The sequence below is a fragment of the Labrenzia sp. THAF191a genome, assembly GCF_009363335.1.
Taxonomy (GTDB): domain Bacteria; phylum Pseudomonadota; class Alphaproteobacteria; order Rhizobiales; family Stappiaceae; genus Roseibium; species Roseibium algicola.
Genome location: NZ_CP045333.1, coordinates 5,302,818 through 5,322,853 on the forward strand (window position 1 = coordinate 5,302,818; position 20,036 = coordinate 5,322,853).

Sequence of the window (20,036 nt, forward strand, 5' to 3'; positions counted from 1 at the left end):
GAGGCTGCTGCCCAGTCTCATCTGGCAATTCAGTTCTGGCAGGTCAGTCCTGGCAGGTCAGTCCGGAACCTCAGGCGTCGGCGAGTTGTTCATCACTCAGGAAGGCAACCTGGTTCACCTTGCCGTCCCTGACCTCGATCATCTGGCCCTGAGGCACTTCCATCCAGCATCCGCGGGCTTCATCCAGCGGTTCGGACACCACCATCACTCCGTCGTCATACACCCGGTAATAGAGCGTCGGCGCCAGGTTGTCCGACGCATAGCGGGCGGCATAGAGCGTTTCACCATCCGACCAGCCGGCAGCAAAACGCATGTGAGGCGTCGTTCCGGCGTATTTGGACAGGGCTTCTGCTTCGAACACAGCTCTCGCCATGGCCGCGCGCGGGTGCAGATTGAGTCCATAGGCGAGCGCGACCAGAAACAGGCTTTCGCTGTCGGTGCCGCCAATGCGGTCGCGGTAAAGGTCGTCCGGGATCATGTTGTCGAGGCGACGCTTCACCTTGTCGTAGCCGCCGACCTGACCGTTATGCATGAAGGTCCAGCGCTGGAACGTGAAAGGATGGCAGTTGTCCCGCGTGGTCGCCGTTCCGGTTGAGGCGCGCACATGTGCCAGGAAGTGGCGAGACCGGATGTGCTTGGAGATCTGCAACAGGTTTGGATCCGACCAGGCGGGCCGGACGTCCTTGTAGACACAAGGGGTGTCCCGGTCGCCGTACCAGGCAACGCCGAACCCGTCGGCATTGACCGATGTCTTGCAGGACAGCGCGTTGCGGCTCTGGTCGATCAGCGAATGCGCCGGATCGCAAATGACTTCTTCCAGGTATTTGGGAGCTCCGCTCCAGGCAGCCCAGCGGCACATGTCGACTTGGTGTCCTTCAAGCAGCGTCTTGCATGGCCTTGAACCGGGCCGTGGTTTCATCGCACGCGTAGTAATCCGCGGCCGGATAAGGATGCAGCGCCAGATCTTCGACGGCGGCAATGATCCTGTCCGCCTTGTCTACTGTCATGAGCACTGAAAAATTGAGCCGTGTCCAGCCGGGTTTCTTCAGTTCTTCACCGGAAAGAATACTGGCCCTCAACGCTTCGGACTGTTCCGGACCGATATCCAGCAACCGATGGGCATAGGGCCCGGCACAGGCGCAGCCACCACGAGCCTGGATGCCATAGATGTCCGACAGCATGCGGGTGACGAGCTGTTGGTGCACATAGCCTCCGCGTTCCAGATCCTTCACACGGAACGAGAACACGGGAAGCGCGTGACGAGCATTGTCGTTTCCGAGGATCTCGATCGCCGGATTGTCACGCCAGACGGCCAGCGCCTTGGCGCGCCAGGCGGCGTTCCGCTCGTCCATGAGCCGCTGCCCGATGGCTTCCTTGACCAGAAAGGCGAGCGCTGCCCGAATATCGCCGATCACGTTCGGTGTTCCGGCTTCCTCACGGGCTGAAAGATTGTCTGAATAGTCGTGAGCCCAGGGCGAGACGAAGCGTACCGTTCCTCCGCCCGGAAAGACCGGCGTCGCCTTGCTGACAGCTTCCTTGCGCACGATCATGACCCCTGACGCGGCTGGACCACCGATGAACTTGTGCGGCGAGACAACAACCGCATCCTTCCGGGCATCCGTGCCGGCTTTCATATCAACCGGCAGGTAAGGGCCGGAACCCGCGCAATCCCAGACGCTGAGCGCGCCGTAACGCTTCAGAATGCGTGTGACCGCCACATCGTCGGTAACGATGCCTGTTACGTTGGACATCAGCGAGAACGCTCCAACAATCAGCCGGCCGGCACCTGCCTTGCGCAAGACATCCTCTAGCTCGGCAAGATCAGGACCACCAGTCTCCGCTTCGTCTATCTCGATCACCTCCGCTCCGCTTTCGCGCCAGGGCAGAATGTCTGAGTGATGTTCATAGGGACCGATCACAACGAGTGGCTGTTCGCCCCGCTCTGCGGCGGCCGAAACACCAAGAAGATGTACAAGCCGGTTAAGGCCCGCGGTTGCCCCCGAGCCGCAAAAGACCGTCGCGTAGCCCTGGTCGGCCCCGCAAATGCGGGCGATTTCAGACCGCGCGGCCTCACGCATCCTCGTCATAGCACTGCCGCAGTAGGAAGCCTCGGTGTGGCTGTTCGCGTAGACCGGCAGGATTTCTTCCAGAACGAATTCCTCGACCTGACGCAGAGCCCGCCCGGAGGCGACGTAGTCGGCATAGATCAGCTCGCGCTCGCCGAACGGACCTGAGATGGCTGCCCCCTCGCCGATCAATCCCGCGCGCAGGCGGGAAATCAGGTCCGGAGATTTCAGTTCTTCGATGAAATGATCGAGTGCCGTGCCTGTTATTTGGATTTGGGTCATCTTGTGCTCCGAAACGCCTTTTTCGGATCATACGACCCCTTTCATTGGGATATCTTCACCTCATTCGATTGTTTTACACTCCAGATCGTGTCAAGTGATCGAACATGGAGAAAAAATTCGATCATATTGATCGCGCGCTGCTGCGCGCCCTGCAACGCGACGCACGTCTTTCGCAAAGAGACCTTGCCGACAAGGTCGGTCTTTCCCAGAACGCCTGCTGGCGCCGGTTGAAAACGTTGTACGACAGCGGATTGATTGAAGGACATACGATCCGGCTGGACCCGGCGCAGCTCGGGTTGAACCTTACAGTCTTCGTGATGATACGAACCCGGCACCATTCCAAGGAGTGGCTGGAAAGGTTCAGGGGGGAAGTGGTGGCGATTCCGAACGTGATCGATTTCTACCGGATTGCCGGAGATTACGACTACATGCTGAAAGTGGTGGCCGAAGACATGAATGCCTTCGACCGGGTGTATCTGCGCCTGATCGAGAAGGTCGACCTGGACACGGTCACGTCGTACATGACCATGGAATCGATCGCGGATGCCCGCGACCTTCCAATCTAGGTTTGCTCAGCGTCGGCGTCCGCCACCTCCCCTGCGCGCACCGCCACCGCCGCCATGACGTTGCGGGCGTGCCTGAGGACGTGAACGCTGAACGTTGCGCTGCCGATTGACCTGCCGGTTGCCTGCCGTTCTCGCCCGGTTGTCCCTGCTCAGGTGTGCTGGCGCCTGGGGTCGTGCCGCCGGACGTGTGGCGGGACGGGTCGCCGGTCGCTGCACATTCGGCTTCTGGATATTCGGTCGTTGCACATTGGGGCGCTGAACATTGGGCCGTTGCGCCGGGCGTTGGACGTTTGGGCGCTCCACATTCGGGCGTTGGACATTGGGACGCTCGATATTCGGGCGCTGGCCTGCAGGCAGGTTGGTCGGGCGCTGAACGTTCGGCCGGTTCTGGATCTTGTCGCCAAGGGGGCGGTTGGCAAGGGCTGCCCCTGCACCGGCGCCGATCGCTCCCCCGGCCAGTCCGGCACGAATGTCACCCACGCGGTCCTGAATTGCCTCGCGGGAGGGCGCAGCGACTTCGCCCCAACGGCCACCCTCGAATTTCTGCCATTTCTCGCCATCGCGGCGATAGACGCTACCATCCCGGCCGGCAAAGACATCTCCACGGCGATCAAGGTTCGCTACACGGCCCAGATTGCCGTCCTGCTTCCAGCGCTGCACGGCGCCAGCCTGAATATCGCGCGTGCGTGACCATTCCGGCCCGCTTACGACCTTGCCGCCCCAGGAGCCGTAAATGCCCCGGGCTCCGCCAACCACGACACGATTGCCGGTTCGCGGATTATAGGCACTGATGAAGCCTGCACTGCCGCGGGGGCCACTGATGGCGGCACCGCGAATGTAGCCGCCCGTACGCGGATTATAGATGCCACCGCCGGCGATGCCGCGCAGCGGACCATAGGCATAGCCATAGCGTCCGAAAGTGCCACGGACCGGATTGTAGAAGGCACCGATCCCGTAGCTCACCGGACGCGGGAAGTAGATCGGGCGCAGTCCCGGACGGTACCAGGGCCGATAATAATAGCCTGTGCCGTAAACGAAGACGCCCCAGGACAGGAACCCAGCCAGATAGCCCATCGTGTAGCCGTACCAGACCGCTCCCGGTTCGCTGTCGTAGATGCGCACATAGGTGGTGTTGTAGACCGGGGAAGACGGCGGAATGGTGTAGATCTCGTCAGGAACCGCCGTGGCAACCGTAAACGGTCCTTCCGGGCTGTCTCCGACAAACCAGACACCGTCCTGCAGCACGTAGTATTTCGCACCGACCTGGATCACCTGGTCGCTGGTATTGACCGCATAGGACATCGACGTGCCGTCGATCTGCTCGAATTCCGGATCGCCGGCATAGGAGACATCCGCACTGACGGAACCGACCTCAACGCGAGCCGTTGTCGGAATGCTGGCTTTCAGCCGTGCCTGCGAGGCTTCAGAAGTGCCTGGAATGGACGAACGGACCGAATAGTAAGGCGCGTCTTCCGGCAGGTTCTGAAAATCGGAGGGCATGTCCGGAGTGGTGAAGGTCCACGGCCCGTCGAGCGAGGTGGACTTGAACCAGCGGCCGGATACCAGAATGTACCAGGTAGACGTGGATTTCAGGAAGAACACGTCGCTTTCGGTGTTGGACGCCCATTCCAGATCGGTGCCATCCACCGGTTCCAGAGCCGGCTCGCCGTCAAAGACGATCATTTCGGCCGGTGTGTCTGAATAGATCACCTTCGGCGGAGTATTGTCCGCAAACGGTTCCCCCGGGATCGCTTCCCGGGTTTCCTTCCAGTTATCGTCATCCGGAAGAGACCCGATCAGATCCGGCAGTTTGTCGACCGCTTCCCACCCTGCCGAGACATCCTTGGTTTTCATCCAGGACTTTTCATCGCGCAGATAGAGTTCGCCACTCTCGTCGATTTTCAGAATGTCCCAGTTGCTGTTGACCACGAAGCTGAGCCCCTGATCACCCTTGACTGGCGCAAAGATCGGCGTGCCTTCTGTCTGCACGAGAATGGACGGCTCGGTGGAGACATAAATAGGCGGTGCTTCCGAACTCAGGCCCTGGACATCCTCCATGCGCTTGTATTCGGCTAGGCCCGCGGTGATCCGATCTTCTTTCACGGTGATCGTGCCGGTCGGCATGATCTTGCCGACCTGGAGCGACAGGTCAGTGAGGGATTCCCGGTCCAAAGCCGAAAAGTTCAGTTCCGTTACCTGGATCTGGTTGATGTCAACCTCGCTCTTGTCGGGGTCGGCCACGGTCGCGCCGCTGACACCGATCACGCCAAAGACAGGCTTGGCATCCTTGTCCTTGATGTATTCCGCTGCCACCATCGCCTTCAGGGTCTTGAAGTTGTCCCACTCGGTGAATTGCGGCTGGTAGAGCACCAGCGTCGCCCCGGCGTCGGTCTGGAAAGACCGCGGCCAGCCGGTCGTCTGTTCCGGTTCGCTAAGCTGAAGATACTGTCCGCTGACAAACCCGTTCTGGCCGTTGTAGCTGATCGAACACCAGGCCCCGCTGTCATCGCAGTTCTCCATTTCCACCTGCGTGCCGGACGGCACCGTGCCCAGTGAGCCGAAGTTCGTTCCCGGGCCTTGCCGGAAATTGACATTGGCGGTCGTCAGGGCCGGGGCGGCAAGCACGCCGTTTACGAAAACCGTTTGCAAAATCAAAGTGGAAGACAAAAGAACGGAAAGTGACTTACGCATTGGGACCTCCCGGGGGCCGGTTCAACCTACCCTGTCGATGTCGGTGCATGTGTCTGTGCACGTGACGGGAACTTGTGCGCTCCCGAGGCAAGCTAAAATTCGTCGTCACGCCTATTCCCTGTGAGGGGCGTCACGGGTAAATCTTACGTGGAGTGATATTCTATCCGCAAGATCACGTTGAAAAAAACTGCATTTCGACCAGGAGTTTAAGGGAATGGTGAAGCGTTACGCTCTGGCAGCCGTATTGGCGGGCTTGGTCTCGATCGGCTCTTTCCCGCTCGTTGCTCCGCAGAAAGCCTGGGCAGAGATATTTTATTGCCAGAGCACGCGCACACCCAACGGCAGCGAGCCCTACTGCAACTTCATGCTTTTCGACAAGGCCTTCACCCGCCACATGCAGGTGATCGTTGCCCAGGGCGCGCGGCGGGACGTGGCCGTGAACGGCCGCTACGACGTCTTCTGCGTCCTGGTGCAAAACCACAGGAACGTGCCGGACAATTTCGCCTACCGGAAACAGCAGTGCAAGAAGTCGGACACGGGCCGAGAATACCAGGTGCCGATCCGCGCTATCAACCTGCGGCGCGGACGGGATGGCTTCAGTTCCAACAACGTGCAGTCCCTGTTGCCGAAGGAACGCTGGTAGCCCTTTCTCGCCTACCGGGTCGGCAAGAAAAAAGCCGGCACGACAAATGTCGTACCGGCCAGGTTTCCAGAGGAAAATCGTCTTGTCAGCAGGCGACGGAGGAAAGCGCCTGAGATCGTAGCGTCACGGCCTGACCCGTACGGGCAGACTGCTGTGCCGCCAGCCCCATTTCCACGGCCCGCCATCCGTCTTCAAGCGTCACTTCAGGTGCCGGCTTTTCACCGCGTACCACAGCCACGAAGCCTTCGTGCTGATAGAATGTCGAGCCGTTGTGGTCGCCTGCATCGAGGATCATCGGGTCAACCGGAATATCGATCTGACGCGGTCCCTTCGGGTACCTGGGCGACACGACTAGCTGGGGCACCGGCGGTTCGCCGAGGTTTTCTGGCCAGAAACGTCCGGGCCCAGGCACAAAGGCTTCGATCTTGCCGTCCGGGCCAACGGCCGACACTTCTTCCTGGTAGCGGGAGCCTTCGGCAAACATGCAAAGTTCCAGCATGGCCCGAGCACCGTTTTCGAAGTCGACGATCACATAGCCATTGTCGAGAATGTCCGGCTGTTCGCCATTGTACACCTCGTCCTTGTGGTTGGCATCCTGGCCGGCCGACGCCATCACGCGGACTGGTTCGCATTGCATGATCAGCCGCATGAGATCGAAGAAATGGCAACACTTTTCAACGAATGTACCACCGGAGTAGCGGTTGAACCGGTTCCATGCGCCGACCTTGTCGAGGAACGGAAAACGGTGCTCGCGGATGGTCAGCATCTTGATGCCGCCTGTGGCTGTTTCCGCCTGCTCGATCAACGCCGCAATCGGCGGCATGTAGCGGTACTCCATCGCCACCCACACCGGCGCCGGATAGGACGCCTTGAAAGCCTCCAGCTCGGCAACATCCTTGGGATCGGTGAAGAGAGGCTTTTCGACGAGAAGCGGCAACGGGCGCTTGCGGCGAATTTCTTCCATCTGCGGTACATGGCAGTGGTTCGGGCTGGCAATCAGGATGCAGTCAAGTTCGTCCACTTCCAGCAGTTCCGAAACGGAATTGGCAAATCGCGCAAGAGGCGCAAATCTCGCTGCCGCTTCCGCCATTCCGGCGTCCGGCTCGAAGATCACCGTTACTTCGGTGTCGGGCAGGAGTGCGATGTTGCGCAGGTGCTCCTGCCCCATCATCCCGCAGCCAATGACACCATATCTTACCTTTGCAGGCATTCAGTCCTCCATGCGCGGTGGCATTTCTCGTCCACCTATTTCAAGCGCTGCACGTAATGCGCCCGGTCCGTGTCGAACCAGGTTCGCGAATATTCGACCGGCTTGGGGCGATCCGCCCAGCTGAACCGTTCGACAAAGCCTGTGAGAGTTCCGGGCGTCTTCTGAAAGAGTTCCGGCGTCCAGTCCGGCAGCGCACGGATGGTCACCCGGTCTTCTGCACGCACGATCCAGAACCCGAGGTGTTTCTGGTAAAAGCGGTAAAGCGAGTCCGACAGGAGCTCGCGCCGGACGAATCCCGCGTCGCCGTCGAGCCAGATTTCCTCCACCGCAATCATCACATCGTTGAGGAACCTCAGCCGGCGGATACGGGTGCCTTCGGCGCTGGTACCGAAAAGCGGCAGATCGTCCGGCTTGTCCAGGCGCTTTACGTCCAGAATATCCGCGCGCGGCAGACCACCTCCGGTCAGGAGTTCCAGACGGAACATGGCGTAGACGCTCTCATGGGTGCCGCCCTGCCGTATGTAGTTTCCCGACCCCTGGATCCGCTCGAGTAAGCCTTTTTGCGTAAGGTCGGCGAGTGCCTTGCGAAGGGTTCCGATGGAGATCCCAAGCTCCTCAGCCATGTCCCTTTCAGGCGGCAGCCGCTCCCCGTCGATCAGCCGCCCGGCCGCGATATCCCTGATCAAAAGCTCGCTTATCTGCACGTATAACGGCAGCGCGGTAGAGGTTTGCGAGGCGGTTGGCATGGCGGTTCGAAGGTCTCGTTTTCAAAATTGATACACTATTGATTTACATCAAAACGGGTGATATGCAAGAAGAAATCGAAGGCAGAATGAAGCCATTCGAAAACAAACGAAAATAGCGAAACCTCAATCGCGCCCATGTCGGCGCATGCGGGTTTCGGTATTCGACAAGATGGTCCAAGGGAGGCACTTCATGACCGTAGTCCCAGTCACGTCACCGGATCTTGATGCAGCGGAGGTATCCTGGTTCGCCGCATTGTGTTCCGACGACTATCAGTTTCTGGGCGTACCCGAAGGCCATCTGCGTTCCTCCTGGGAGCACTGCTCTTCGATCGTGAAAACAGCCGAGCAGCAGGGCTTCCGCAACATCCTGTGCCCGTCGTCCTATCAGGTTGGCCAGGACACCCTGTCCTTCGTCGCCGGCTGTGCGCCGATCACCGACAAGATCAACCTGCTGGCGGCGGTTCGCTGCGGCGAGATGCAGCCGATCATGCTGGCGCGGACCATCGCCACGCTGGACCACATGCTCGAGGGCCGGTTGACGGTCAACATCATCTCGTCCGACTTTCCGGGCGAGCAGGCCGACAGCAGCTATCGTTACCAGCGTTCGCGGGAAGTGGTGGAGATCCTGAAGCAGGCCTGGACGCAGGACGAAATCAATTACGAAGGCCAGGTCTATAACTTCAAGGGCCTGACCACGGACCCCGTCCGGCCTTACCAGACCGGTGGGCCCCTGCTCTATTTCGGAGGTTATTCTCCGGATGCGCTGGACCTTTGCGGTCAACATTGCGACGTCTACCTGATGTGGCCGGAAAAGATCGAGGAACTGGAAGGCCGGATGAAGGCGGTCAACGCGGTCGCCGAGAAATACGACCGCACACTCGACTATGGCCTGCGCGTGCACATGATCGTTCGCGACACGGAAAAGGAAGCGCAGGAATACGCGGACTATATCGTCTCCAAACTTGACGAGACCCAGGGAACCGCCATTCGCGAACGGGCACTGGATGCCAGGTCGCTGGGGGTGAGCCATCAGGCCAAGAACCGCGAGATCGCCGATGAATTCGGTTACATCGAACCGAACCTGTGGACGGGTGTCGGCCGGGCGCGGTCCGGTTGCGGGGCAGCGCTGGTCGGGTCAACCGATCAGGTGATGTCCAAGATCGAGGCCTATCAGAAGATGGGCATTCGCGCCTTCATCTTCTCCGGCTATCCGCACCTGGAAGAAGCCAGGCATTTCGGGTCCAGGGTCCTGCCGAATCTGAAGACATGTTCCCTGCCGCACGCCTATGGTCGTGTGCCGGCTCAAACGCCGGCAACCCCGCTTGGCCAAGGAGTGCGCCGCTAATGGACCGCGTGAAACTTTCTGAAACCCTGGAATTCTCCCGGCTGATCTACGGCATGTGGCGCATCGGCGACGACAGCGACACGTCACCCGCTTACGTGGAACGCAAGATCCAGACCTGTCTCGACCAGGGCATCACGACCTTCGACCAGGCTGACATTTACGGCGGCTATGCCGCGGAAGCCGTGCTTGGTGGGGCGCTGAAGGCCAATCCGGCTCTGCGTGGTCAGATGGAAATCGTCACCAAATGCGACATCGTCGCGCCGATGGGACGGTACTCGGATGCCAGCGTGAAATACTACGACACCTCCCGATCTCACATCGAGAAGTCGGTCGAATTCTCCCTCACGGAGATGGGCATCGAGACCATCGACCTGCTGCTGATCCATCGCCCTGATCCACTGATGGATCATCACGAGACCGGCGCTGCGCTCGATGACCTGGTCAAGAGCGGCAAGGTGCGGAATGTCGGTGTCTCCAACTTCCGCCCCTGGGACTGGGAGCTGCTGCAGTCGGCGATGTCGAACCGGCTTGCGACCAACCAGATCGAGATCTCACTGAAGGAAATCGCGCCGTTCACCAATGGCGACCTCGCATTCCACCAGCGCCTCGGCACCCGGCTGATGGCGTGGTCTCCCCTTGGTGGTGGCTCGCTGATTTCCGAAAGTGGCAAGCTTGGCACCGTGATGGACGAAATCGCTGCAGACGCCGGTGTCGACCGGTCCGCAGTCGCGGTCGCCTTCCTTCTGGCTCATCCGGCGCAACTCTTGCCGGTCATGGGCACGAACAATCTGGAGCGCATTGCCCAGATCTCCGACGCGCTGAAAGTCAGCCTGGATCGCGAAACCTGGTACCGTCTTTACGAAGCGGCGCTTGGAACAGAGGTGCCCTGATGACCATGCAGAATGCCAATCATACCGTGACCTTCGAACCGGACGCCGACAACACCCGCCTCTTGCGGGATGCATTCGGTCGATTTGCCACCGGTGTTACCGTGGTGACCACTGGCTCGGCCGACGGCCCCGTCGGCATTACGGCCAACAGCTTCTCATCCGTCTCCCTGGAACCGGCACTGGTCCTGTGGATGCCGGACAAGGGATCGCGCAGGTTCAGGTATTTCGAAACGGCCGAACATTACGCCATTCACGTGCTCAGCAACGAACAGGCTGAAGTCTGCAACGGTTTCGTGCGCAATGCCCATGCTTTCGATCAGCTCACCTATACGATCGACGACAACGGCGTGCCCCTGATCGAAAACTGTCTCGCCCGCTTCGAGTGCAAGCGCTTCACCGCCTATGAGGGCGGCGATCACCTGATCGTTCTTGGGCAGGTGTTGCAGGCCGAGATGCGTTCAGGCGAGGCCCTGACGTTTTATGCAGGCAAACTCGGACAAATCGCTCCAAAATAAGGGCGGAAAACGGGGCGGCGACCGGCCCGTTCTGGAGGAAAGTGAGAAGCCTTCTGTCTCAGGAGAACGCAGAAGACCGCTTCGCCACTTTTAACATGATCAGCTTCGCGGTTCTCATGTTCGCGCACATGAAGGCCGGTTGATCCAGGGAGGAGCCCGAATGGGCATTTTGCTGGCGGTTCTTGCACCGCTCGACTTCGTCAATTCGCTGCTGTTGCGAATTGGCCGGGGCATCGGCATCGTTGCCGTCGCCCTGATGGTGATCGCGATCCTGGTTCAGGTCGTGTTCCGCTATGTCTTCAACAATGCCCTGCCCTGGCCGGACGAAGCAGCCCGTTTCTGCATGCTCTGGATGACAGGTCTTATGGCACCAACGGCGTTCCGCAGAGGCGGTTTCGTTGCCATCGACATGTTCACCCATTCCCTGCCTCGCCTGCTGGGAAGCGCCATATCCCTGCTCCTTCTGCTTATTTCACTTGTGGTGCTCGTCGTTGCCCTGAAGATCGGCTTTTCGGAAGTCACCGGTTTCGGAGGCCGTTTCGCAACCGCATCGCTTTATGTTCCGGGCAACCTTTCCTTCAGCGAATGGATCCGTGTGCCACGCAGCTGGATGATGGCTTCCATCCTCGTCGGTGTATTCCTGCTGACACTCGTCAACATCGAGCTGATCCTGCGCAACATCATCACCAGCTTCGGTGGCGCCGACCGCATGCCGGTCATTCCCGATCCCGACATGGCAGGAGCTGACTGATGCTGATCTGGTTCCTTCCCGTCTTCCTCGTCTTTCTGCTGATCGGACTGCCCGTCTTCTTCGGCCTTCTGGCGGCCCCTGGCCTGTTGCTCTGGCTGAACGGCCAGGAAAAAGACATCACGCTGCTTTACCGCAACGTCTACAACGGCATGGACAGTTTTCCTCTGATGGCGATTCCGTTTTTCATGCTCGCAGGCGAGCTGATGAACAAGGGTGGCATCACCATGCGGCTGGTCGAGTTCAGCCAGGCCCTGATGGGACATCTGCGCGGCGGCCTTGCTCATGTGAACATCCTGTCGTCGATGCTGTTTGCGGGCTTGTCCGGTTCCGCTGTTGCCGATACCTCCGCTCTTGGATCCATGCTGATCCCGGCAATGGAGAAGCAGGGTTACACAAGGCGCTTTGCTGCGGCGATTACCGCGGCGAGTTCCGTGATCGGGCCGATCATTCCGCCGTCGGGCATCATGATCATCTATGCCTATGTGATGGGCGAGAGCGTTGCCGCGCTGTTCCTGGCCGGTATCGTACCCGGCGTCATGGTCGGCATCGGCCTGATGCTGATGGTCAAGGTCATGGCCAACAAGTACGACCTTCCCAAAGCACAGAGGATCGTCAATCCCGGCCAGACCATGGCACCGGTGGAATACTGGTTCTCCTTGGTCGTGCTGAGGGCAAACCTGGCTGCCCTGTTCACGGTGATCGCGGACCTTGTTATCAACCTGACCGGATTCGCTTCCCTTTCAACGACGACTTCCTTCATCCTGTTCGCGGTCTTCCTGGCGGTTTCCCATGTGCTCTTGTGGAAGCTCAGAAGTGCTGTCTCGGAAGATTTTCGGGTCGTGTGCAAGAAAGCCGTCGCCCCGCTTCAGACGCCGATCATCATTCTCGGCGGCATTCTGCTGGGGGTCTTCACGCCGACGGAAGCGGCCGCGGTCGCAGTTGCCTACGCGCTGGTTATCGGCTTCTTCGTTCTGCACTCCATCAAGGTCTCCGAGATCCCGGGTGTCCTGAACAGGGCCGGCATAACCTCTGCAGTGGTGCTTCTCCTGGTCGGTGCGGCGATGGCCTTCAAGACTGTCGTCAGCCTCAGCCACGCTCCCGAAATCATGGCGGAGTTCGTTCTTACCCTGTCGGAGAACCCGCTGATCCTGCTGTTCCTGATCAACCTGCTGCTCTTCGTTGTCGGCATGTTCCTGGATGCAGGCCCCGCCATCATCATTCTCGGCCCCATTCTCGGACCGATCTTCGTCAACCTTGGCGTCGATCCGATCCATTTCGCCATCATCATGAGCGTCAATCTGACCATCGGGCTGGCAACGCCACCCATGGGACTGGTGCTCTTCGTTGCGGCTTCGGTTTCAAGAGAACGGGTTGAAACCATTGCCAAAGCCATCCTGCCGTTTCTGGCGGTGGAAATCGCGGTGATCTTCCTGATCACCTACATTCCGGCACTTTCGATGACGATCCCGCGTCTGACCGGATTTGCCAACTGATCCTGAGCTTTCTAAGGGAGGAACCTAATGCTCAAAACTGCACTGAAAACGCTCACCGTCGCGGCGATGCTTGCCGGATCGTCGCTGAGCGCGCTTGCCGCGGACTACACGCTGCGCGCAACCGCCAACTCCAACGAAAACGACGAAGACTACGACGGTCTTGTCGTTTTCAAGAACTTCGTTGAATCCGCTTCCAACGGTGCCATCGAAGTCGAACTGTTTATCGGCACGCAGCTTTGCTCCAACGGCGCTGAATGCCTTCAGGGCATTTCCGACGGTGCGATCGACATCTACATCTCCACCTCCGGCGGCGCGGCAGGCATCTTCCCGTATGTCCAGGTTCTCGACCTGCCCTACATGATGAGCGACGACCGGATTGCAGAGCATGTCCTGTCCGGCGAATTCACCCGCACCATGCGCACAATGGCACTGGAAGATTCCGGTGACACCATCCGCCTGATGACCATCGGCAACACCGGCGGCTGGCGCAACTTCGCCAACACAAAGCAACGCGTCGCCAAGCCGGAAGACCTCAAGGGCCTGAAGATCCGCACCGTGGTGGCCGACCTGCCGCAGGAACTGGTCAAGGCACTTGGCGCTGCTCCGACGCCGATCCCGTGGCCGGAACTGTTCACCTCGCTTCAAACCGGCGTTGTCGAAGGTTCCAAGAACGGCATCACCGACATCATGGGCATGAAGTTCCCGGATGCCGGGCTTCAGTATGTCACGCTCGACGGCCATGCCTACATGGGCGCGCTGTGGTGGATGAACAACGAGAAGTTCCTGTCGATGCCGGAAGACCTGCGCCGTGTCGTGGTGGATGGTTTCTACGCCCTGCAGCAGGCAACTTTCGCCTCACCGAAGCGCAAGTCGATCAAGGCTTATGAGGACTTCGTGGCCGGTGGTGGCGATCTCTACGTCCCCACCCCGGAAGAAAAGGCAGCCTTCAAGGAAGCAGCTGCTCCGGTCTATGACTGGTTCAAGGGCAATGTCGGACGCGGCGGAGAGATCTTCGGCGCGCTGGAGGAAGCCGTGGCCGCGGCCGAAGCCGACATCAACGCCAATCGCTCTGCCGATCTGAACTGACGAAACATCGTGTCACGCCTTGCCACTGCAGGGCGTGACACATCCCAGCACCTGCACCGGTCCGGAATCGTGCCTGCCGTAAACTGGACAGAGATCTGCATGCGTCCCATGGTGAAGCCGTGGGAGACCCGGGAAAGCCAGAGTTCAATGGTCTGGTCCGCCCAGCACTCGATCGCACGAGTTCTGCGCCGATCAGGAACGAACCGCAGCTTTCAATTGAACGGATACATCCAGACCTTGTAATCACCGACTAGGATATGCGCCTTCTCAATCTCGTCTTTGGTCATTTTCTTGACCACCTCTTCCAGAGAGATCGCGGCGTCGGGGTCCCCCCCGATGGCGGAGAGCGTGTACCACATGTAAGCCCGCACGAGATCCGGAGCCGGCATGCCCCGGCCAACCTCGTAGTACCAGCCGACACCGGACTGGGCACCCGGATGCCCCTTCATCGCGCTTCTGAGATACCACTCGAATGCCCGCTGGTCGTCGCGCTCGACACCCAGCCCCATGGCGTACATCACGCCGATAAGCTCTTCGGCGTCCGCGTTGCCGGATCGTGCCGCCGGCCAAAGTTCCTTCATCGCCTCTTCGTAGCGATTGGCCTCCATCAGGTCACGCGCGGCTTCGATTTCCGCCTGAGCAGAACTCGTGCACAACACAAGAGCAAAAAGAGCGGCGGTCAGCGTCGTTTTCATGTGTTGCGGTTGCTCCCTCTGGTCTTCGGCTTGTCGGCACCGGCGATTGCTTCCGAATTGCCACCGCCCTTGAAGGAAGACGATTTTATCGCCTTCGACAGAAAGCAGGCAGCCCTCGGCCAGTTGCTTTTTTACGACAAGATCCTCTCCGGCAACAGGAATATTGCTTGCGCCACATGCCACCACCCGACCCTTGGCACCGGGGACCGGTTGTCGCTCGGCATCGGCGAAGGCGGCGAAGGGTTGGGGCTCATGCGGATTGCCGGAACCGGTGACAGCCGCATTAAGAAACGGATTCCGCGAAACGCTCCAGGTCTTTGGAACTTGGGAGCAAAAGAGCTCCACGTCCTGTTTCATGACGGTCGCCTGTCGATTGCCGATACCTTCGAAAACGGCTTCAATTCGCCGGCGGAAGAACGGTTACCCACGGGCTTCAATTCACTGCTCGCCGCCCAGGCTGTCTTTCCGGTGACCGCCCAGTTCGAGATGGCGGGCAATCCGAAGGAAAACGAAGTCGCCGGGGCCATTTACGATCGCATCGACAACGCCTGGCCGATCCTCGCCAAACGCGTCCGCATCAATCCGGAATATGGCCGCCTGTTTGTCGAGGCGTTCGATCATGTCGACGCCCCTGAAGAGGTCACGATCGTTGAAATCGCAAATGCGCTGGCAGCTTTCCAGGCAATTGAATGGCAGAGCTTCGACAGCCCGTTCGACGCGTATCTCGCCGGTGACGAAAGCGCTCTGCTTCCGGCCCAGAAGCGTGGTCTCGATCTCTTCTACGGCAAGGCCGGGTGCTCCTCGTGTCATTCGGGCAAACTGCTCAGCGATCAGAAGTTCCACGCCCTGGGCCTGCCTCCCTTTGGTCCTGGCCGCACCCGCAGCTTCGATCCGATGGTGCGCGATGTCGGCGTGATGGGAGAAACCGACCGCCTGGAAGATGCATACCGGTTCAGGACCCCGATGCTGCGCAATGTCGAGCTGACCGCCCCTTACGGCCACAATGGCGCCTACCCCACGCTGGAGGGGATCATCCGGCATCATCTCGACCCCGATGGAATGCTGAAAGCCTGGACACCGGAAATCGCAGCCCTTCCACAAGCGCCCTGGCTGCAGGCGATCGATTTTGTGGTCTGGAATGACGCTCGTGAGATGGCGCGTCAGGCCCGATTCAGGGATATTGAACCTCTCCCCCTTTCGGATGCGGAGATTGCCGATCTGGAGGCTTTCCTGAAAAGCCTGACCGGCACGCAGTCCGTCACAGCTCCGCCCTTCGGCATCCCTGCCACTGTCCCGAGCGGCCTTCCCGTCGACCGGTAAACATCAACAAGGACAAAGAACGTTTCATGGTTGCTCCATTGAAAGACCGGGCTAACCGGCTGTTCCCGGGTATTGCGATTGCCGGGCTTGTCGCCATCGCCGCGCAATTCCTCAACGAGCACTACGGGGCACCGGCCATGTTGATGGCCATCCTGCTTGGCATGCCGCTGAACTTCCTGTCGGAGGAACAGCGCACGGGCGAAGGCATCGCCTTTGCAGCCCGCACGCTGCTTCGTGTCGGCGTTGCCCTGCTCGGCGTGCGCATCAGCGTGGAAATGGTGCAGCAGCTGGGTCTGCCGTTTCTGCTTCTGGTGATCCTCGGGGTCCTGGTTACCATCGGCTTTTCCCTCTTGATCGGCGGGCTGTTCGGAAGAGACAGGTTGTTTTCGTTTCTGACCGGCGGCGCGGTCGCCATTTGCGGTGCCTCCGCGGCCATGGCCATCGGCTCCATCCTGCCGAAGCGCGAACATGCCGAACGCGATCTCGCCTTTACGGTGATTACCGTGACCGTCCTGTCCACACTGGCGATGATCTTCTACCCGATCCTCACCTCCTCCCTCGGCCTTTCCATGGACGCGACCGGTGTCTTCCTTGGCGGCACGATCCACGATGTTGCCCAGGTTGTCGGGGCCGGTTTTTCGATCTCCGAGGAAACCGGAGACCTCTCGACGCTGGTGAAACTGATCCGCGTCACCATGCTGGCGCCCATCGTTCTGGTCGCGGCGCTCATCCTGCGCAAGAGTTCGGAGCCGGGAAGCGCCCGTCCTCCGATCATGCCGGCGTTTGTTGTCGCCTTCCTGGTGCTTGCCGCACTCAATTCCTTCGGCCTTATTCCGGACGTTGCCAAGGAGGCGGCCGGACACGTTTCCCGCTGGGCGTTGCTGGCCGCCATTGCGGCAGTCGGCATGAAAACCTCGATCCCGAAACTGCTGGAAGTTGGCGGCCCGGCCATCTGGATGCTGGTCACGCAGACAGCGTTTCTGGCTCTCTTCGTTCTGGGCGGCATCTGGCTGATCGGCTGACCTTACAATCGGCCTTGCCGCACCCCATATAACGAAGCAGAACCCCGGTCTTTTCAAAGGCCGGGGCTTTTCTTGTGCGGGCGAGTATGGAATATAGCTCGCACCTCTTTAGGCGGAACGGCAGATGCGCCGCAACAGGCCGGACCGGACTTGTTTCCGCCCAAACATTTCGAAAGCGTTTGGATGAAAAGCTACATCACCACCCCGATCTACTACGTCAACGGTTCTCCGCATATCGGTCACGCCTTCACCTCCGTGATGGCCGATATCCTGAAACGCAACCGACAGGCGCTGGGGTATGACATGATGCTGTCCACCGGCGTGGACGAGCACGGACAGAAGAACCAGGAAGCAGCGGAAAAAGAGGGAATGTCTGTTGAAGACTACCTCAACATGCGCTGTGCAGAATTCCGCGATGTCTTCGACCGTCTGGACGTGGCTTACGACTATTTCGTGCGCACCAGCCGCGAGGGCCACAAGACGGCTGTCGCTGGAATGGAGCAATCGATCTTCGACAAGGATCTGATCGTCAAGAAGAACTACACCGGCACCTACTGCAAGGGCTGCGAGGAGTTCAAGAAGGAATCCGATCTGACCGAAGAGGGCCAGTGCCCGCTGCACCCGACAATGAAGGTGGAGCAGACGGAGGAGACCAACTACTTCCTGAAGATGGAACCGTTCCGCGAGCGCCTTCTGCAGCACATCGCCGAAAATCCGGACTTCGTGCAGCCCGAAACGTTCAAGAACGAACTGAAGCAGATGCTGTCCGAACCGCTGGAAGATCTCTGCATCTCCCGGCCGAAGGCCCGTGTAACCCTGGGTATCGAACTGCCTTTCGACACCGACTTCGTCACCTATGTCTGGTTCGATGCGCTGGCGAACTACCTCACCAACATCAACTGGCCGGACGCAGGCTACGAGAGCTGGTGGGCGGAATGCGAGCATCTGATCGGCAAGGATATCCTCAAGCCGCATGGCGTCTACTGGCCGATCATGCTGATGGCCGCCGGACTCCCGCTGCCGAAGAAGCTGTCTGTTCACAGCCACTGGGTTGGTGCGGGCGGCGTCAAGATGTCGAAGTCCATCGGCAACGTTGTTGATCCGATCGAGGTCATCGAGAAGCTGGGCGTCGACGCCTTGCGCTGGTACCTCGCCCGGCACATGCGTGCGGACAGCGACAGCCAGATTTCGGTCGATTTCATCACCCAGTCCTACAACACGGAACTGGGCAACAAGATCGGCAACCTGCTGTCGCGGGCAGCCAAGTTCTCCAAGGCCCGTTTTGACGGCAAACTGCCGGCACCGGGTCCGCTGTCAGCCGAGGACGAAGCAATCCGCAAGTCCGTGCTTGAAGCCACCAAGGGCATGGGCGAATGGGTCAACCTTGCTGAAATCCCGGCTCGCATGCAGTCGATCATCACCGTCGCCGACGAGATGAACAACTACTTCGCCGAACAGGCTCCCTGGGATCTCATCAAGAACGAGGAGACCCGCGAGCGTTGCCAGACGGTGATCTACGTGACGCTGGACTGCCTGCGCGTCGTCATGGAAGCGCTGACACAGGTCATCCCTGCATCTGCCGGGAAGGCTCTTGCCATGCTGAACGCACCGGCTGTCGCCTGCCCGTGGAAGCCGGAACTTGACCGGCTGGAAGGCAATAGCGATCTCGGCGAAATCGAGACGCTTTATCCGCGTGTTCAGTAAGCCCGACACGGCTTGATCAAAAAAATGAAGCGCCCCGAGCAGGGGCGCTTCAGATATCCAATCGCACGGAAAGCGATTTGCAGCCACAGAGTGTACGGCGAATGAGCTGGGGCTCTAGAGCAGACCGGCGAATTCCATGGCTTTGTCGATCTCGCGACGGGTTGCCTCGGTCACCGGGGTCAGCGGCAAGCGGACATCTTCGCGGCAAAGCCCCAGCCTGGACAGGCCGTATTTGGCGCAGGCTGCGGGTGGCTCGAGGAACATCGCGGAGTGGAGCGGCAACAGGCGGTCCTGATACTCCCGGGCAAGTTCGAGGTTTTCTGCAAGTGATGCGCTCTGGAAGTCGGCACAAAGGCCTGGAGCCACGTTTGCGGTCACTGAAATGCACCCCTGCCCGCCATGGGCGTTGAAACCCAGTGCGGCGGCGTCCTCTGCACTGAACTGCATGAAAGCCTTGCCGCAAAGTGCCCTTTGCTTGCTGACCCGCTCCATGCTGCCGGTGGCATCCTTCACGCCGATAATCCGCGGCCAGCGTGCCATCTCGGCCATGGCTTCCGGCAATATGTCGATCACACACCGGCCCGGAATATTGTAGAGGATGATCGGGATCGCGCTGTTGTCGTGGAGAACCTGGTAGTGGCTGAGCAGGCCTGCCTGGTTGGGCTTGTTGTAATAGGGCGTCACGACCAGCGCCGCATCTGCGCCAACGGCTTCAGCGTGCTGAAGCATGTCGAGGGATTGTGCCGTTGCGTTGGAGCCAGTGCCGGCAACAACCGGAATGCGGCCGGCCACGAGATCGACGACCCGCTTGATGACGTCCTTATGCTCGATCTTGGAGACAGTCGGGCTTTCGCCCGTCGTCCCGACAGCAACCAGCCCGTCGCTGCCCTGGGCAATGTGCCACTCAACGAGGCGTTCCAGCGCTTCGATGTCAACGCTTCCGTCCCTGAACGGTGTGACAAGGGCGGGAATGGATCCCTTGAGTTCGAGCATGTGGCGTCCTCCCGGATC

General features: G+C 59.8%; 18 protein-coding genes. 11 read left to right on the forward strand and 7 right to left on the reverse strand.

The genetic code is table 11. The features are described from left to right. Positions 1-70: 70 nt before the first annotated feature. Entirely contained in the window at positions 71-859 is a 789-nt protein-coding gene (locus tag FIV05_RS24390) for a class II glutamine amidotransferase (protein ID WP_023000199.1), read from the reverse strand. A gap of 16 nt (positions 860-875) precedes the next feature. Next, complete coding sequence (locus tag FIV05_RS24395) at positions 876-2,348, reverse strand: aminotransferase class V-fold PLP-dependent enzyme (protein WP_152511299.1); 1,473 nt, start codon at positions 2,346-2,348, stop codon at positions 876-878. A gap of 104 nt (positions 2,349-2,452) precedes the next feature. Between FIV05_RS24395 and FIV05_RS24400 the strand changes: the two genes are divergently transcribed. Beyond that, entirely contained in the window at positions 2,453-2,914 is a 462-nt protein-coding gene (locus FIV05_RS24400; protein ID WP_152511300.1) for an Lrp/AsnC family transcriptional regulator, read from the forward strand. A gap of 6 nt (positions 2,915-2,920) precedes the next feature. Here the strand turns inward: FIV05_RS24400 and FIV05_RS24405 are convergent, their stop codons facing one another. Beyond that, positions 2,921-5,605, reverse strand: coding sequence for an SH3 domain-containing protein (locus FIV05_RS24405; protein ID WP_152511301.1), 2,685 nt, complete (start codon positions 5,603-5,605; stop codon positions 2,921-2,923). Between the two features lie 214 nt (positions 5,606-5,819). On the opposite strand from FIV05_RS24405, the gene FIV05_RS24410 reads away from it, so the two are divergent. Next, positions 5,820-6,248, forward strand: a complete 429-nt coding sequence (locus tag FIV05_RS24410) for a hypothetical protein (protein WP_152511302.1) — start codon at positions 5,820-5,822, stop codon at positions 6,246-6,248. A gap of 85 nt (positions 6,249-6,333) precedes the next feature. Here FIV05_RS24410 and FIV05_RS24415 read toward each other — a convergent pair whose 3' ends face one another. Further along, on the reverse strand, positions 6,334-7,458 hold the full coding sequence (locus FIV05_RS24415; protein ID WP_152511303.1) for a Gfo/Idh/MocA family oxidoreductase: 1,125 nt from the start codon (positions 7,456-7,458) through the stop codon (positions 6,334-6,336). A gap of 35 nt (positions 7,459-7,493) precedes the next feature. Further along, complete coding sequence (locus FIV05_RS24420; RefSeq protein ID WP_055659191.1) at positions 7,494-8,204, reverse strand: GntR family transcriptional regulator; 711 nt, start codon at positions 8,202-8,204, stop codon at positions 7,494-7,496. A gap of 190 nt (positions 8,205-8,394) precedes the next feature. On the opposite strand from FIV05_RS24420, the gene FIV05_RS24425 reads away from it, so the two are divergent. The 6 genes from FIV05_RS24425 (at position 8,395) to dctP (ending at position 14,284) form a co-directional block, all read left to right on the forward strand. Then, positions 8,395-9,549, forward strand: coding sequence for an LLM class flavin-dependent oxidoreductase (locus tag FIV05_RS24425; RefSeq protein WP_152511304.1), 1,155 nt, complete (start codon positions 8,395-8,397; stop codon positions 9,547-9,549). After that, complete coding sequence (locus FIV05_RS24430; protein WP_152511305.1) at positions 9,549-10,439, forward strand: aldo/keto reductase; 891 nt, start codon at positions 9,549-9,551, stop codon at positions 10,437-10,439. Before FIV05_RS24425 ends, FIV05_RS24430 begins: the two co-directional genes overlap by 1 nt. After that, a complete protein-coding gene (locus FIV05_RS24435) occupies positions 10,439-10,954 on the forward strand; it encodes a flavin reductase family protein (RefSeq protein WP_055659187.1) in 516 nt (171 codons plus the stop codon). Before FIV05_RS24430 ends, FIV05_RS24435 begins: the two co-directional genes overlap by 1 nt. Before the next feature lie 160 nt (positions 10,955-11,114). Beyond that, entirely contained in the window at positions 11,115-11,705 is a 591-nt protein-coding gene (locus FIV05_RS24440) for a TRAP transporter small permease (RefSeq protein WP_152511306.1), read from the forward strand. Then, positions 11,705-13,198, forward strand: coding sequence for a TRAP transporter large permease (locus tag FIV05_RS24445; RefSeq protein WP_152511307.1), 1,494 nt, complete (start codon positions 11,705-11,707; stop codon positions 13,196-13,198). Before FIV05_RS24440 ends, FIV05_RS24445 begins: the two co-directional genes overlap by 1 nt. A gap of 27 nt (positions 13,199-13,225) precedes the next feature. Further along, the gene (dctP, locus tag FIV05_RS24450) at positions 13,226-14,284 is read left to right on the forward strand and encodes a TRAP transporter substrate-binding protein DctP (RefSeq protein WP_152511308.1); all 1,059 of its coding nucleotides are present in this window, start codon (positions 13,226-13,228) and stop codon (positions 14,282-14,284) included. A 212-nt stretch (positions 14,285-14,496) separates the two neighbouring features. Here dctP and FIV05_RS24455 read toward each other — a convergent pair whose 3' ends face one another. Continuing rightward, on the reverse strand, positions 14,497-14,979 hold the full coding sequence (locus tag FIV05_RS24455; RefSeq protein WP_023000214.1) for a tetratricopeptide repeat protein: 483 nt from the start codon (positions 14,977-14,979) through the stop codon (positions 14,497-14,499). 9 nt (positions 14,980-14,988) lie between these two features. Between FIV05_RS24455 and FIV05_RS24460 the strand changes: the two genes are divergently transcribed. The 3 genes from FIV05_RS24460 to metG all read left to right on the forward strand — a co-directional run bounded on the left by FIV05_RS24460 (position 14,989) and on the right by metG (position 19,025). Further along, positions 14,989-16,299, forward strand: coding sequence for a cytochrome c peroxidase (locus FIV05_RS24460; RefSeq protein ID WP_286202230.1), 1,311 nt, complete (start codon positions 14,989-14,991; stop codon positions 16,297-16,299). Positions 16,300-16,325: 26 nt separating this feature from the next. Then, positions 16,326-17,321 (forward strand): YeiH family protein, encoded by a 996-nt coding sequence (locus FIV05_RS24465; RefSeq protein WP_023000216.1) that lies wholly within the window; start codon positions 16,326-16,328, stop codon positions 17,319-17,321. 183 nt (positions 17,322-17,504) lie between these two features. Continuing rightward, positions 17,505-19,025, forward strand: coding sequence for a methionine--tRNA ligase (gene metG, locus FIV05_RS24470; RefSeq protein WP_152511309.1), 1,521 nt, complete (start codon positions 17,505-17,507; stop codon positions 19,023-19,025). Between the two features lie 114 nt (positions 19,026-19,139). Here the strand turns inward: metG and dapA are convergent, their stop codons facing one another. Further along, positions 19,140-20,018, reverse strand: coding sequence for a 4-hydroxy-tetrahydrodipicolinate synthase (gene dapA / locus FIV05_RS24475; RefSeq protein WP_152511310.1), 879 nt, complete (start codon positions 20,016-20,018; stop codon positions 19,140-19,142). Between the last annotated feature and the right edge of the window lie 18 nt (positions 20,019-20,036).